Annotated in this window: 15 protein-coding genes and 1 tRNA gene; 7 read left to right on the forward strand and 9 right to left on the reverse strand. The window is 42.6% G+C overall.

Annotation, left to right across the window (positions count from 1 at the left end; translation table 11 throughout):
- Positions 1 to 17: 17 nt before the first annotated feature.
- The 3 genes from frr to rimO form a co-directional block, all read right to left on the reverse strand.
- On the reverse strand, positions 18 to 572 hold the full coding sequence (gene frr / locus JMX48_RS03970; protein WP_201534562.1) for a ribosome recycling factor: 555 nt from the start codon (positions 570 to 572) through the stop codon (positions 18 to 20).
- Positions 573 to 695: 123 nt separating this feature from the next.
- A complete protein-coding gene (gene pyrH, locus JMX48_RS03975; RefSeq protein WP_201534565.1) occupies positions 696 to 1,421 on the reverse strand; it encodes a UMP kinase in 726 nt (241 codons plus the stop codon).
- 172 nt (positions 1,422 to 1,593) lie between these two features.
- On the reverse strand, positions 1,594 to 3,192 hold the full coding sequence (rimO, locus tag JMX48_RS03980) for a 30S ribosomal protein S12 methylthiotransferase RimO (protein WP_201534568.1): 1,599 nt from the start codon (positions 3,190 to 3,192) through the stop codon (positions 1,594 to 1,596).
- Between the two features lie 134 nt (positions 3,193 to 3,326).
- On the opposite strand from rimO, the gene JMX48_RS03985 reads away from it, so the two are divergent.
- The 6 genes from JMX48_RS03985 (at position 3,327) to JMX48_RS04010 (ending at position 8,588) form a co-directional block, all read left to right on the forward strand.
- Positions 3,327 to 4,709, forward strand: coding sequence for a two-component system sensor histidine kinase NtrB (locus JMX48_RS03985; protein WP_201534571.1), 1,383 nt, complete (start codon positions 3,327 to 3,329; stop codon positions 4,707 to 4,709).
- Positions 4,710 to 4,792: 83 nt separating this feature from the next.
- Positions 4,793 to 6,568, forward strand: a complete 1,776-nt coding sequence (locus JMX48_RS03990) for a sigma 54-interacting transcriptional regulator (protein ID WP_201534575.1) — start codon at positions 4,793 to 4,795, stop codon at positions 6,566 to 6,568.
- A 237-nt stretch (positions 6,569 to 6,805) separates the two neighbouring features.
- Positions 6,806 to 6,890: transfer RNA gene (locus tag JMX48_RS03995), tRNA-Leu, on the forward strand.
- A 338-nt stretch (positions 6,891 to 7,228) separates the two neighbouring features.
- Positions 7,229 to 7,624 carry an outer membrane protein assembly factor BamE gene (locus tag JMX48_RS04000; RefSeq protein WP_201534578.1) on the forward strand — a complete coding sequence of 132 codons (396 nt, stop codon included), beginning with the start codon at positions 7,229 to 7,231 and terminating at the stop codon, positions 7,622 to 7,624.
- 11 nt (positions 7,625 to 7,635) lie between these two features.
- Positions 7,636 to 8,166: a hypothetical protein gene (locus JMX48_RS04005; protein WP_201534581.1), complete on the forward strand. Its 531-nt coding sequence runs from the start codon at positions 7,636 to 7,638 to the stop codon at positions 8,164 to 8,166.
- Positions 8,163 to 8,588, forward strand: a complete 426-nt coding sequence (locus JMX48_RS04010) for a hypothetical protein (protein ID WP_201534583.1) — start codon at positions 8,163 to 8,165, stop codon at positions 8,586 to 8,588. Before JMX48_RS04005 ends, JMX48_RS04010 begins: the two co-directional genes overlap by 4 nt.
- A gap of 92 nt (positions 8,589 to 8,680) precedes the next feature.
- Here JMX48_RS04010 and JMX48_RS04015 read toward each other — a convergent pair whose 3' ends face one another.
- Positions 8,681 to 9,700, reverse strand: coding sequence for a serine/threonine-protein kinase (locus tag JMX48_RS04015; RefSeq protein WP_201534586.1), 1,020 nt, complete (start codon positions 9,698 to 9,700; stop codon positions 8,681 to 8,683).
- A gap of 82 nt (positions 9,701 to 9,782) precedes the next feature.
- On the opposite strand from JMX48_RS04015, the gene JMX48_RS04020 reads away from it, so the two are divergent.
- A complete protein-coding gene (locus JMX48_RS04020) occupies positions 9,783 to 10,748 on the forward strand; it encodes an ATP-binding protein (RefSeq protein ID WP_201534588.1) in 966 nt (321 codons plus the stop codon).
- A gap of 1 nt (position 10,749) precedes the next feature.
- Here the strand turns inward: JMX48_RS04020 and JMX48_RS04025 are convergent, their stop codons facing one another.
- The 5 genes from JMX48_RS04025 to rarD (JMX48_RS04045) all read right to left on the reverse strand — a co-directional run bounded on the left by JMX48_RS04025 (position 10,750) and on the right by rarD (JMX48_RS04045) (position 15,647).
- The gene (locus tag JMX48_RS04025; protein ID WP_201534590.1) at positions 10,750 to 11,853 is read right to left on the reverse strand and encodes a ribonuclease Z; all 1,104 of its coding nucleotides are present in this window, start codon (positions 11,851 to 11,853) and stop codon (positions 10,750 to 10,752) included.
- Positions 11,854 to 11,885: 32 nt separating this feature from the next.
- A complete protein-coding gene (locus tag JMX48_RS04030) occupies positions 11,886 to 12,134 on the reverse strand; it encodes a hypothetical protein (RefSeq protein ID WP_227687887.1) in 249 nt (82 codons plus the stop codon).
- An 85-nt stretch (positions 12,135 to 12,219) separates the two neighbouring features.
- Positions 12,220 to 12,888: a glutathione S-transferase gene (locus JMX48_RS04035; RefSeq protein ID WP_201534592.1), complete on the reverse strand. Its 669-nt coding sequence runs from the start codon at positions 12,886 to 12,888 to the stop codon at positions 12,220 to 12,222.
- Between the two features lie 204 nt (positions 12,889 to 13,092).
- Positions 13,093 to 14,163 carry an EamA family transporter RarD gene (rarD, locus tag JMX48_RS04040; protein ID WP_201534594.1) on the reverse strand — a complete coding sequence of 357 codons (1,071 nt, stop codon included), beginning with the start codon at positions 14,161 to 14,163 and terminating at the stop codon, positions 13,093 to 13,095.
- Positions 14,164 to 14,519: 356 nt separating this feature from the next.
- A complete protein-coding gene (rarD, locus tag JMX48_RS04045; RefSeq protein WP_227687888.1) occupies positions 14,520 to 15,647 on the reverse strand; it encodes an EamA family transporter RarD in 1,128 nt (375 codons plus the stop codon).
- Between the last annotated feature and the right edge of the window lie 4 nt (positions 15,648 to 15,651).

Below are 15,651 nucleotides of genomic sequence, written 5' to 3' on the forward strand. Positions count from 1 at the left end.
GACAAGATGGTCAGTGTTTAAACACTCATCAAATCGCTTTCTTTTTTGCTCAGACGGCTATCGATGGTTTCGATATACTTGTCAGTAATTTTTTGAATATCATCGCTGGCACGGCGCTCATCGTCTTCTGATATCTCTTTTTCTTTCGCCAACTCTTTGATGTCATTCATCATATCACGGCGGATATTACGGATAGACACGCGGCTACCCTCAGCTTCTCCGCGAGCAAGCTTTTGCATATCGCGACGCGTCTCTTCTGTCAACGCTGGCATCGGTACACGAATGACGTCAGCAGTCATCGGATTCAGACCCAGATCCGCTTCGCGAATGGCCTTGTCAACTGCTTGAACCATCGTACGGTCAAATGGCTGCACCAGTAGCGTACGTGAGTCTTCAACGTTCACACTGGCCACTTGGTTCAATGGCGTAGCAGAACCGTAGTAGCTGACCATCACACCCGACAACATACCTGGATGCGCGCGTCCTGTACGGACTTTGCTAAAGGTGTTCTCAAGCGCTTCCAACGTTTTTTGCATACGCGCTTCGCCGTCTTGCTTAATCTCTGTAATCATTATGTGTCCTTATTTATCGCTACCGACAAATCATTCATTATTGTTAGTTATAAAAAGTTATTAAGGTATTTACTATTATATAAATTGTCACTTCATATAATAGTTATGCCAACGCTTGCTATATTAATGAAAAACGCGCGTGCCTTCATTTTCGCCCATAATGACATTTAGTAAGGCGTTAGGCTTGGTCATATCAAAAACTTGTAGCGGTACATTATGCTCACGGCATAATGCAATAGCGGTTAAATCCATGACACCCAGTTTTTGCTCTAAGACTTCATCAAACGTTAAACCGTCATATTTGACCGCATCAGAATGTAGGCTTGGGTCTTTGTCATAAACACCATCTACTTTGGTCGCTTTCAAAATCAAGCCTGCTTCAATTTCGATACCGCGCAAGCAAGCAGCTGTATCTGTGGTAAAGAATGGGTTACCCGTGCCCGCGACAAAGATACACACTTCACCGTTTTTAAGATAACGAATCGCGTTACGGCTGCTATAGCTTTCGGTCACCTCACCGATTGGTAATGCTGACATCAAGCGCGTTTTAATATTACGGCGCTCAAGCGCATCACGCATGGCAAGCCCGTTCATAACGGTTGCAAGCATACCCATCTGATCGCCAGTGACTCGACCAACCAAGCCTTCTTTTTGTAACTGCGCGCCGCGATATAAGTTACCACCACCAACGACGATACCGACTTGCACACCAAGACCGCGCAAGTGGGCGATAGACAAGCTCATTTTATCGAGTACTTCGGTATCAATACCCATGTCTTTGCTGCCAGCTAAAGCTTCACCTGATAGTTTCAACAAGATACGAGAGTAACGCGGGTTTTTGTCAGACATGAGGTCACCTTGTTAGCATTAAATTATAATTAAAGTCATTGGTAAAACACAAATAGCGTTTGGCCGTATCGCCCCACTGCATATGAGGCGTATTAAAAAGGCTAAATTGCGCTAATTGTAGCAAAAACTGCCCGCTGTTGGGCAATTTTCACGCTTAAATCGTTACGGCTTTTTAACCTTTATAACTGGCAAATAAATCATATTCGCTAGCATCATCAATAGTGACCGTTAAAAACTGCCCAATTTTTACTTGAGCGGTAATATCATCAACATAGACATGACCGTCAATCTCTGGCGCATCCGCGTAACTACGGCAAATCGCAATACCTTCATCGCTATCAATTTCGTCAACCAATACCGTTAAGGTTTTACCGACTTTCTCTTGTAGTTTTTGCGCTGAGATCTCTTGTTGTAGCGCCATGAAACGCTCATAGCGTTCTTGCTTGACCTCTTCAGGGACATGATCTGGCAAATCATTGGCGACCGCGCCTTCAACTTCTGAATAAGTAAATGCACCAACGCGATCAAGACGCGCTTCGACCAACCAGTCTAGCAAGCACTGGAAATCCTCTTCTGTCTCACCAGGAAAGCCCACGACAAAGGTCGAACGAATGACGATATCAGGGCAAATCTCACGCCACGCTTTGATCCGCGCCAAGGTGTTTTCGCTGTGTGCCGGACGCTTCATGGCTTTTAGAATGCGATGGCTGGCATGTTGAAATGGTATGTCCAAATAAGGTAGCAGCTTCTTCTCACCCATCAATTCAACGACTTTATCGACGTGCGGATATGGATAAACATAATGTAGACGCACCCAAATACCCAAGTCATTCAATGCTTGGCACAGGTCATAAAACTTCGACTTCAGCGGCATACCGTTCCAAAAGCTGGTTTTATACTTTAAATCCAGCCCATAAGCAGAAGTATCTTGCGAGATAATCAGCAATTCTTTCACGCCAGCGTTTTTGAGCGCCATCGCTTCATTCATGACACTATCAATCGGACGCGAGACCAAGTCACCGCGTAAACTTGGAATAATGCAAAAAGTACAACGATGGTTACAACCTTCAGAGATTTTTAGATACGCATAATGACTTGGCGTTAATTTAATACCCGCCTCATTAATCAGGTCTATTTTTGGGTCGTAGTTGGCATCCAAACTGCGGTTTGGCTTAGGCACATGCTGCGCAACCGCCGTAATTACTTCATCATAAGCATGAGCGCCAGTCACTGCGAGCACTGCTGGGTGCATCGCACGGATTTTGTCCGCTTCTTTACCCAAACAACCGGTGACAATCACTTTACCGTTTTTGCTAATAGCCTCACCGATTGCATCGAGCGACTCTTGTACCGCTGACTCAATAAAACCGCAGGTGTTGACCACGACAAGGTCTGCGCCTTCATAATCGCTAGCAACTTGATAGCCATCACGGCTGAGTTCCGTGATAATACGCTCACTATCCACCAATGCTTTTGGACAACCTAATGACACAAAACCAATCTTTGGCGCTGTGTTAACGGGTGCATTAGCAGTCGCTGCTGAAGTGGCTGAAACCACATTGCTGCTTTGTTCAATGCTACGGTTTTGGTTATGATTGGCTTTATGATGATAAGGCTGGGCACTATCCGCCGAGCTTTGCACAGGCGTTACTGTCGGTTTGGCAGGATTAAAAATAGTGGCAGTGTTTTTTGACATAGAAGCTGTTGGCGTAGAAACTGACGGTGAGGTGGTAACAGTCGTATTGATCGACTCGATAGAAGTTTTAGGCATGGCTGACCTTGCTAGAGAAAAATGGCTGTGCGCATTGTACGTTTTTTTTGCAAAAATCGCCAGTTTTGCCGCTCTATAGCGTTGATTTGTGGTTAAATATTATATCGAGCACCTTTTTATTCTAGGTATTATTCATGACAGCTGATTCAATAACCAAAAAACCAACCCCTGACCTAGCATTTATATCGCAGCATTTGTTCACAGCTATATTATGGGTCGATGATTCACTCTCCATCACTTGGTTGAACACCCAAGCTGAACAATTACTCGCTATCAGCAGCGGCAGGTTACTCAATCAGTCTATATTGACCCTGCTTGCACCCGAGGAATTAAAAGACAGCACGACTACCCATAATGACGATAAAAAAGAGCAAACTTATTCTTTGGCTGAACGTTTTAGTCAAGCAAAGCAATATCAGCAGCCGTTCATTGATCATGATCACATCATAAATACGCCATTGAATGGCAATTTGCCTCTCTCAATCGACTATAGCGTGACGCCTGTCATCTACGAGCAGCAGGCTTATTTTATCATTGAGATGTGGGGTAAAGATCGCCAAAGTCGCATCTCAGAAGAACAACGTCAGCAGCAACAATATGGCGTCGCCCGTCACATGCTACGCTCGGTCGCTCATGAAATCAAAAATCCGCTGGCTGGTATTCGCGGAGCCGCACAATTATTACAACGGAAATTTATCAAATTCAGTGACACGACTACTCTTAACTCTCAATCTTTTGGAATTATAGCCAATCCAAAATCTGTATTGAATAATGATGAAAGCCCGCAAAAAATCGCTATAAAACTCCGAAACTATACCGATATCATAATCTCAGAGACGGATCGCTTAACCCATCTTATTGGACAATTCCTTGGCTCCAACCAACTGCCAAATTGGCAAACGCTTAATATTCATGAGCCACTGGAGCATGTGCTAACCTTGGTACTTAATCAGCATCCACAAGTGACGTTACAGCGCGATTATGATTTGTCGTTGCCGGAGCTAAGTGCAGACAAAGACCAATTGATTCAAGTGTTTTTGAACCTCATTAATAACGCTTGTGAATCGATGACTGAGTTTGCACAAATGCTCAAACAAAAAGAATTATCCGAATCTAATACGGTACAATTTGCTATATCACAGACGGACAGTGAGGGTGATGACGGCGACTCCAACTACCAGCCGACGCTACATATTCAAACACGAGTGGCTTTTCAACACACCATCAGTGGGCAACAACACAAACAAGTCCTGCAAGTTAATATTACCGATAATGGCTCAGGGATTGATCCTGCCCTCATCGGACAAATATTTTTTCCCATGGTGACCAGTCGTGCGGCAGGGACTGGCCTTGGATTATCCATTGTGCAAGATATCATTAGCCATCATCATGGTATGATTGATGTCAGCTCCACTCAATCGCAAAACCCTAGCCACAGTGTCAAAGACAACCTTAATCATAATCAGACACGTTTTACGCTATATCTGCCGTTTAACCAGCCAGTCATTGAATCATAAACAATGTGGATATGTAAAATTGCTAAGCCGTAAATTTCTACCTCATAAACCTGAACCAACTCATTGCTCATTAGGCCTGATACATGACTCAATATAACGACAAGAATAATCCTAAAAGCGATCATCAAGTATCGAACGGTCACACACTAACTGACCCGACCATAAAAGTAACGGTTAATAATGACCCTAATGATAGCTCGGCTACTTTGTGGCTCATCGATGATGACGCTGCATTACGAATGGTACTGGCTGATACTTTTGAAGATGCGGGATTGACCGTTATTAGTTTTGCGCAAGCGCAGGCAGCATGGACGCGCCTCAATGACATTTTACAACAGCAAGAGTCAGCCGAACGATTACCAGATGTGATATTGACCGATATTCGTATGCCGATGATGGATGGTTTGTCCTTTAGTGATTGGGTAAATCAGCATTTCCCTAAGCTGCCAATTGTCATCATGACCGCGCATTCTGACCTCACCTCTGCTATTAATAGCTATCAGACGGGCGCATTCGAATATCTGCCGAAACCCTTTGATTTGGATGATGCGGTCGCAACCATTTATAAAGCCATTAATTATCAGCCAAATATGGTTGTGAAAAATGACATAGCTGAGCCTAAAACTCATATAACCACCAATATGTCATCTGACAATAATTCGACATTAAATAACACCAAAACCACACCTATCAGCAAAGCCAATCCAGTAAGCAAAACCCATAAATCTACTACCAACAAACCGACCAGTAAGCCTAACAATAATAAAGCTGCCATTAAAACCGAAAGCAAAGCTAACGATAATCCCAGTGGCATCATTGGTCAATCACAAGCCATGCAGACCGTATTTCGTGCTATTGGCAGACTGGCTCACTCACCTATTACCGTGCTAATCACAGGAGAGTCAGGGACAGGTAAAGAGCTGGTCGCCAGCGCTTTACATCAGCACTCTCCTCGTAAACAGCAGTCTTTTATTGCCCTAAACATGGCCGCCATTCCGCATGATTTGATTGAGTCTGAGTTATTCGGTCACGAAAAAGGCGCTTTCACTGGAGCGACAACGACACGGCAAGGTCGTTTTGAGCAAGCAGATGGCGGGACGTTGTTTTTGGACGAAATCGGTGACATGCCATTTAGCACCCAAACCCGTCTGCTACGAGTACTCGCTAATGGGGAATTTTATCGTGTGGGTGGGCAGCAGCCGGTCAAAGTAAATGTGCGCATCATTGCTGCCACTCATCAAAATTTAGAAGAGCTGGTAAAACTGGGCCGATTCCGTGAGGATCTATTCTATCGTCTAAATGTCATTCGTCTGCCACTGCCGCCGCTGCGGACGCGGCCTGAGGACATTCCTGCATTGACCATCTACTTTATGCAGCGCGCTGCAGAGCAAATGGATACCGCACCAAAGGCGCTACATCCTACGGCACTACAAATGATGCAGGCTTTTGAGTGGCGTGGTAATGTACGCCAGCTGGAGAACGTTTGCCTATGGCTAACCGTGATGGCTACTGGCGATACCGTCATGGTTGAAGACCTACCACCAGAGCTACTCGAAAATACTCCTTCGAATTATCCACAGCAAAACAGTGATGCCATCAATAATCACCGTCAAGATAGCCAAGCTCATACCATTTCTGATAGCTCAAGTTGGCAGCAAGCATTGGCGATCTGGGCTGAACAATCGCTACAAAAAGGGGAAACCGATATTTTGCAAATGGCAGCGCCTGAGTTTGAACGAGTCCTACTCATAGCCGCGCTTAAACATAGTGGTGGCAAAAAGATAGAAGCCGCCAACTTACTTGGCTGGGGACGCAATACACTGACACGTAAGTTGCAGCAATTAGACGTCTCTTCATAATGAAGAAATAAATAGTGATAAAAGAGCTAAAAACGTCAGATGAAAAATTTAGTAATATCATCTACTTATAACAGACAGAAAAAATAATCATCAAATAATTAAAAATAATGACGAAAAGGGCTTGCCAAAACATTCAAACTCTATATAATAGCCAACCACTGAGACGCACTACCGAATCAGTTAACTGTCTAGATAGCATTTGAATTTAACTGCTTTTGATGATAGAGTAACGAAAATGGGGCTGTGGCGGAATTGGTAGACGCACCAGATTTAGGTTCTGGCGCCGTAAGGTGTGAGAGTTCGAGTCTCTCCAGCCCCACCATTTTCGGATAGTACATCTTAGATCAAATATTAAAGCCTGCTTTTTAGCAGGTTTTTTTGTGTCTGGCGTTTTCCTAACATACAGCCAAAGAATCATTTGCTTCAAAACTATCCCTACCTTCTTACTTTTTCTCTAATGCAACTTCCATACTGTACAAAAACCATAAAAAACTACAATATAGTAATATATGTATTTTTTTAGCAATAATAACGATTAATTATATACATTAGTTAACTTTTTGTTTACATTGTTAACAATAGCCTTAGGTATTAGATACTTTATAAGAATCGTACTTAAGTAATAAGGTTAAGTTTATTGATGGTACAAAAGGAAAGATAATGAAAGCTATAGTTGCGTTATTGGCTACCCTATCATTGGTTGGTTGTGTTTCAGCCTCTGAGCATGCCGCACAAGTCCAAAACAATGGAAACATTTCTGTAGGAGTTGTTCAAAAACAGATCAAAGTTGGAATGAGTGGCGCAGATGTATTACAGGCGCTTGGCTCACCAAACATGGTTTCTACAGATGATCAAAGAAGAGAGGTTTGGGTTTACGATAAAGTAGCAACAGATACCGTGCAGTCATCCAGTACAGGTTGGATATTTGCTGTTCTAGCTGGTGGCCAGACTAGCTCAGGAGCATCATCTAGATCACAAAGAACGTTGACTATCATAATAAAATTTGATGAGCAAAACTTGGTAAGAGATTTTGCCTACCATTCCTCAAAATTCTGAAGGCAAGCTAAATGAAAAAACTAAAATATATAGTTGTTGCTTGTGCTTTAGGAATAACAGGTTGTGCAACAACTGCACCAGAAAACTTATTTCAAGTAGCAGAGACGTCTCTACAAGATCGACAAATGCAGTCGAGATTTTTCGAAACAAGCAATGAAGTAGAGCTTCTTTCGGCTGGAGTAGCCGTGTTGCAAGACATGGGATATTCAATAGATGAAACAGAGACAAAATCAGGTGTTGTGACTGCATCTAAAACTGTAGATGCTACTAACAATGCGCAGATAGCGGGTGCTGTATTACTAGCTGTACTTGGTGGTGGAAATATGTCAATTGATAGTCAGCAACAGATAAAAGTTAGTTTCGTAACATTACCGTCTAAAAACAATAAAAACGGCTATTTAGCTAGAGCTACTTTCCAACGCATTGTGACGAATACTCAAGGGCAGGTAACCAAAGCCGAAACAATGAAAACCGAAGAGCTATATGCTGAGTTCTTTAACAAACTATCTAAATCAGTCTTCTTAGAGGCTCAAAAAATATGAATCCATTAAAAATAGCTTTATTCGCAGCTTGTCTAACTTTAACTACTGGTTGTGCTACAACTCATGATGCCAGAATTTTAGGCGCTGACAATCAAGTGGAATTACGTAGTATGCAAACTAGATCTTTTGATACTAATGATAAAACTATAGTTGTTAGAAATGTCATATCAACGTTACAAGATTTAAGCTTTGTAATTGATAAGGCTGACACTGACCTTGGTACGATTTCAGCTACTAGATTACTCAGTGGCAACAAGGTAAGAATGACTGTAACCGCTAGACCTTCTTCTTCTGCTAATTCTGTAATCGTTAGAGCCAACGCTCAGTACAACCTAAAGCCAATTGAGAATCCTAAAATATATCAAGACTTTTTTTCGGCTTTATCAAAGTCGCTTTTTTTATCAGCTAATGCTATAGAGTAAAACATGGCATCCTAACCAATAAAAACAAGAAAACCTACTAAATAGTAGGTTTTCTTATTTAACATCCACATAAAACTGTACTCTTAGCCAGTTCATAATCGCTCTAAATCCTTAATCATCTCATCCATACTCTCATACCGCCTCTCTACCCGCTTCGCCAACGCCTTATCGATAATACTTTGATAGTGAGCACATTCTATCGGTAGTTTTGGAATCGGTTGCTGGCAGTGCTGAATTGCCCAATCCATCATTGGATCGCTACTTTGCGTATTTATCTTAAAAGGTCGATTGCCCACCAATATCTCAACCATCATGATGCCCAACGCGTAGATATCGCTTTGGGCAGTAGCTGCTTGCCCTTGCCAACGCTCAGGCGCGAGATACGCTGGCGTACCAGCAAGGTTTGCTTCTCTTGGTTTATCAACTCTCTCTGCCAAGGCAAAATCAGTTATTAATAAATCAGCCATTTTTCTGCTATTTTCAGCCTTGTCCACTGAGTGACCATCTAACAAAATATTGCTGGGTTTAATATCATTATGTAGCCAGCCAGCGTTATGTAAATTGGCTACGAGATGGGCCGTTTGATTAATAAAATTATGTTTTTGCTTGTCTGTTAATAACAAATGATTTCGATTGATAAGCTGCTTCGCTAAATTACCATTTACATAATAAGGCATGACCAAAACCGTTAATTGCTGGCTTTCTCCCAATGCTTGGATAGCCAAGTTATGGTAGGCTGATACAGATGGTGTGATAGTATTAGATTGATTTTTCTGCGAAATATGTAACGCTCTTAAAACGCTTATTTCATGATTTAAATCTGAGGCACTTTGAGGTGTATCTAAAGTGATATCATTAGCGCATAACTGCCATTTAATCATCACGCTACCGAACTGCGGATGCTTTGCGCGCGTTAACCCTTGATAACTATTCTTCTCAATAATAGGCGTTTTGACTGTCTTCGTTGGCACAGTAGTTTGCTGACCAAGTCGCTGATGCGCTATTTCAGTATATTGCCATACTGACAATGCTTGAGTAATTGCTGGCAATAGCTGCTGAGCTTGCGCTTGCAATACTTGTATAATAGACGAATTACTGGCATTATTTTTCATAGCATTGTTTTCATATTACAACGAAGTCCTGACAAAACTGCTATCGCCTAATTTAAACGTAACTTTAACTGTTAGAGTCATTATGTCGCAACCATCCAATTCATCTAATCCGCCCGTGCATTACGCTCTGCCGACTCCTTTATTGGATTTACTCAGTCAATACTTAAAAGAGCAGGTCACGCCAACTATTGAGATCGATCCTACGCAGTTGGCCTATCGCTGGGTTGGTGGTCATAATGGTCATTTAGAACCACTGGCGGTCAATCTGTTTTTAAATTTAGATGACTTACATGGTATTGATACCCAAAAGTCAAAATTGGTACAAAATACGCGCCAGTTTCTAAAAGGCTATCCAGCCAATCATGTGCTGATGACGGGTACGCGCGGTGCGGGTAAATCTTCACTGATTCGCGCATTGCTACAAGCCTACCATAGCGAAGGATTACGCATTATTGAGATTGCCCGTGATGATCTACAGGTATTAGACAAGATTCGTGCGGCAATTAATGCACTGCCAGCGAATTGTGGTTGTCGCTACATCGTATACTGTGATGACTTGGCATTTAACGGTCAAGACGAAAGTTATCGTACTCTAAAAAGCGTACTTGATGGCTCGCTGGACTCTGAGCAAGACAAATTACTCGTCTATGCCACCAGCAATCGCCGACGTCTGCTACCGCAGATGATGAAAGACAATCTCGACATTTATAATGGGCAAACCGATGAAGTTAATCCTTATGAAACCATCGATGAGACCGTGTCATTATCGGATCGATTTGGTTTATCACTCACCTTTCATCCGATGGATCAGCAGACTTATTTACAAATTATTCACCATTATCTCAGCCTAGAGCAACAGAGAATTTCAGCCAAAATTGATACTGATATAGAAATTAATTTGCAAGATAATAATCTGCCCGACACGATCAGAGCTGATGCCCTACGCTGGGCTTCCGAACGTGGTGGGCGCTCAGGACGAGTGGCTTATCAATTTAGTCGTTATTGGAGCGGTAAAACACAATTGGCTATTGACGACAATAAGGACTAAATCATGTCGCATTATCGCGTACAGAACCTGAATACTGTACGCGGTCGTTGTCTTCACTGTCTATCAAGTCGCTTGCACCATTGATGATATATTGATCAAAATCTGCGGCCAGCCATAAGTTACCTTGATAAACGCTTTCGGCATCTTGACGAATATGCCCCATGTTTGGTGTGCTGCTACTCGGATTGTCAAAGCGCTGATAGCGAGCACTAAAATGTGTCAGAATTAAATTCTTGACGTTCGCATCTTGAGCAAATTGACCCACCAGTTGCGCACTACTATGCATCGGATCAAAGTCTGGATTTTTAGACTGAATCTTAGTTAAGACTTCATGGGTATAAGTGCCTTCATGTACCAATAAATCAGTATCAACGACTGCCGCTCTTAGACAATCTGGCGTATCGTTATCTCCAGCGACCACTATCCGTGTACGCTGCACCTCATTATCAACATAATCTGCTGAGCGTAGTTGCCGACCGCCATCGGTTATCACATCGTTGCCTTGTTGTAGCTTGCCCCATAGCGCTCCTGCTGGAATGCTTTCTGCTATCAACTTATCCGCATTAAGCAAGCGGCGACTGATATTTTGAGTAATGCCAAAGCCATAAGAGGAGACGCGATGCGATAGTGGCGTGATATCGATACTCAGCTGATGCTGATCGTTTAAAGTGATCTCAACCTTACCTGCTTGTGTTTCTAATAATTCTTCAATCGCTATAAAATCAATAGCAAAAGGGAAATACAGCTCTGTAGTCAGCTTGATAGCCTCAAGTAGCGTAGCGATGGCTTTTGGTGCGATTAAAGTCAGCGGATCGCGACGCCCTGCCATCGCCGCACTTGCCAGCAACCCTGGCAGACCATAGCAATGATCTCCATGCACATGTGTGATACAAATAGCGCTCAGCTGATGAATGGACAGCTTGGTATGCAACAACTGATGCTGAGTGCCTTCTCCGCAATCTATCAATATCCAAGGACGTAGTTTACGACTTTCTTGCTTCGAGCCTGAAAAAAAAGGATTCAGGCACTCAATTGCTAATGCTGTCACGTTACGCTGTTTGGTCGGTACACCTGCCGATGTACCCAAAAAAGTTAGCTTTAGCACAGGCGATTTCTCTTATTTATAACACTCACGCGCTATGACAATTGGCATATCATTGTTTTTTGGCCTTCGACCATTTGACCGCCATTGGCCGTACATTCATTGACCATATTTGACTCATAAGACTTCCAACCTCCATAAAAGCTGGCGACACACAGCAGAACCACCAATATCTTTTGTGTCCATGACTTAATGGAGACTTGCTGTGCACGGATTTCTTGATCGCGAAGATCACTATCATCGATATTTGCGTTATGTTTAGTCAGTTTATTCTGATCGTTCATGGCCCTGCCTTTTATATATGCTATTGTTGAATATAAATCAAAAATGCTCACAATAGCACATTATTTATTCAAAACTTCGGTATCTTTAAAATTGTGGCGTACCGCCTTTTTCTTCAGCACGCTTAAAGGCTGGACGTTCTTGACAGCGTTTGAGCCAGTTCAATAGATTGGCATATCTGACTCGATCCATTCCTGCACGCGCATTAGACGCGGCGACCACGATGTACATTTGAATGTCGGCTGCACTAAACATTTCACCTGCAAACCAGTGATTGTCTTGTAAATGCTGCTCCATCAGATTCAAGTTATTGATGATGTTATTGTTAATCATTCCATCTTCAACCTGTTTACGAATACCTTTACTGATTGGTTTGATAAGCATGGGTGATCTTTCAACCACTTTGCTAAAGACTAGACGCATCACCAATGCTGGCATCGCAGTGGCTTCTGCAAAATGCAGCCAAAAAGTATAAGCTTCCCACGCCGCTTCGTTGTCATCAGAAGGCTTGAACTGATGCTCAGTATCATAATGTCTAAGCAGATACTCAATAATAAATCCTGACTCAGCCAGCGCGCGACCATCAACTTCTAGTACAGGCGTGTGTCCTAGCGGATGCACTTTTTTGAGGCTATCAGGCGCGAGATAAGCTTTAGTGCGCTCATAGCTGGTCAGCTTATAATCCAGCTCCAACTCTTCTAACAACCATAAAATACGAAATGAGCGCGAATTGTTTAAATGATGCAGATTTAACATAAACCGTCCTAGTTATATGATGAATAAACGATAATATCTTATATAGGGTGCCACGCATTCAGTTAAGCATGACAACACTAACATCGATAATAGCGTAATTAATCCACCTTTAACATAAGAACTGCGTAGATCACTGACAAAATACCATGTCTACCAAGTCAGGTTAGTAATCTCTATAATTGAGCTTAAATAAAGTAGCCAGCATTACTCTACATGCAACGCTTCAATCTTGCGTGCCATCTTGTCTATCTTTTGCTGATACTTTTTAATTTTGCGAAATCGGTGAGCGATTAGTACACCTTTAATGCGACGATTTTTGAGACGACGACGCGGCGGAAAGCTGCCCACTTGTGGCTCATTGTAACCATGTAAGCGGTCATCACGTTTGCGAGCCAAATAACCAAGTGCGCTATCAGCAATCATAATAAGCAATGCGACGAAAATCATGCTGTACATCAGCATGGAGCCACCTTCTTCTAAGCCACGATCCAAAATAACCATAGAAAATATGAACAAGAATATCGGCTCAAGGTAGCATAATGTCCCAAATAATGAGACAGGTAGCTTTTGGCTTGCGACCATTGTCAGTGACATCGCAGCGGTGCTGATAATGCCTAATAGTGGCAATAGATACCAAAGCTTGCTGTTAGAGATTGCTACCTCAAAACCACCATTCATGTACAGTGCCACTAGAACCACTGGAGAAAGCAAAATCAGATCAGAGACAAGGCCAGTAATCGGCGGCACTGCCAGTTTGCGACGTAGCAGATAATAAGGAGGATAGCCCAAACATACAAACAAGGTTGCCCAAGAAATAGCACCATATTCAAAGATATCGTAAGCGATGCCAATACCTGCACATACAATGGCAGCCCACTGCAGTAGACTCATATCTTCATTATAAAAGAATCGACCAACGACGATCATAATCATGGGGTATAAAAAGTAACCCAACGTCACCTCCAGCCCCAAACCATTGACGGGCGCCCACATAAATATCCATATCTGCGCACCCAAAATGGGTGTGGGCAATATAAATAAAAACCATTCTTTTGCATTCTTCAATGTTTTTAGATAGTCAAAAATATGCTGCCACTGCTTTAATACACTGACCAGTAGCACCAGACTAAATAACATCGTCAGCACACGCCACGAAGCGACCTGCGTACCAGATAACGGTTGCAACAGCAGACCAAATAAGAACAGCAATGAGTATAAAAAGTTTGCAGCGACGGCACTGATCGTGCCTTGCGAGGTTTGGTCTTTGGTCAGCATAACAGCAGCCCTTAAAGATTGGCGCACATCCTTGGCAATTTTTAAAAAAAACAAAAGCCTCAGACGTATTCGTCTGAGGCTTTTGTTCATATATAGTATTCATAATAGGCTAACAAGCACTAAATGGTTGTCGTGCTTATCTTATGGGCAGCATTATGTCAAAGTGAGTCTGGATAAGCAACACAAGTGTTCAAACAGTTTAGCAACCACACCAACCTCCCAAATGCTTTCAACATTTATGCCCATTATCCTCATTAAACAACCAACCTCACTTTTTTATTTTTCTATCAGATTATCGCTGTCGATTCGCTGCATCTACTTTATAGTAGATCGACTATAGCCGTTGTTATGATGGCTTATTTTGAGTCTAACACCTCAATTTTTCGTTTAAGCTTATGCACTTTATGTTTGTAGCGACGAATTTTACGGAAACGATGCGCTTGCAACACTCCTTCGATACGGCGATTTATCAAATGGCGGCGTGGTGGAAAACTAACCACTTGCGGCTCTCGGTAACCATGTAAATGATCGTCACGTTTACGACTGATATATCCTAAAGCACTATCGAACAGCATAATCAGCAAGGTGAGCGTAATCATGCTATACATAAAGAGCGAACCGCCCTCCTCGATATTTTGACTCAAAACCGTAATCGATAAGACAAATAACAGCATAGGCTCTACATAGCTTAACGCACCGAATAATGAGACGGGCAGCTTACTACTCGCAATCATCGTCAGCGACATAGCCAGCGCACTAAAAGCCCCAAGCACTGGCAATAAGTACCAAAATTTGCTGGTTTGTGCTGCCAAACTGAAGCCACCACTGTAATAAAGCATGGTAAGCACTACTGGTGTCAATAGCGTCAAATCAGACAACAGGCCAGTAATAGGCGGCACAGCAAGTTTACGTCGTAACAGATAGTATGGTGGATAGCCCAAGCACACAAACAAGGTAACCCACGACACTGTGCCGTATTGCACTATGTCATAGCCAATCCCCATCGCCGCACATATCGCTGCCACCCACTGTAACGCACTCATAGATTCATGATACAAAAAGCGACCAACCACTATCATCACAAGCGGCAATAAAAAATAGCCCAGGGTAATATCAAGACCGAAACCATTGACTGGCCCCCACATAAACAACCAAATTTGCCCACCCAAAATCGGCGTTGGTAACACAAATAATAGCCACTCCTTTGGGGTCTTTATCGTTTTTAGATAATCAAAGACGTGCCGCCATTGTTTGGTGAGGCTGACCAATAACACTAGACTGAGTAGCATCATTAATATACGCCATGACGCCACCTGCGTACCTGATAATGGCAGCATGAATAGCCCAAACAAAAACGTTACTGAGAATATCAAACTTGATGAGACCGACGCTACGGTTCCTTGAAAGGTTTGATTGGTCGCAAGCATAATAACCGCCTTAAAAAATAGTACTTTATTGGCATTATTGATAAAAATGACGTTCATAAAA

The organism is Psychrobacter immobilis, from assembly GCF_904846225.1.
In the GTDB taxonomy this organism is placed as follows: Bacteria; Pseudomonadota; Gammaproteobacteria; order Pseudomonadales; family Moraxellaceae; genus Psychrobacter; species Psychrobacter immobilis_F.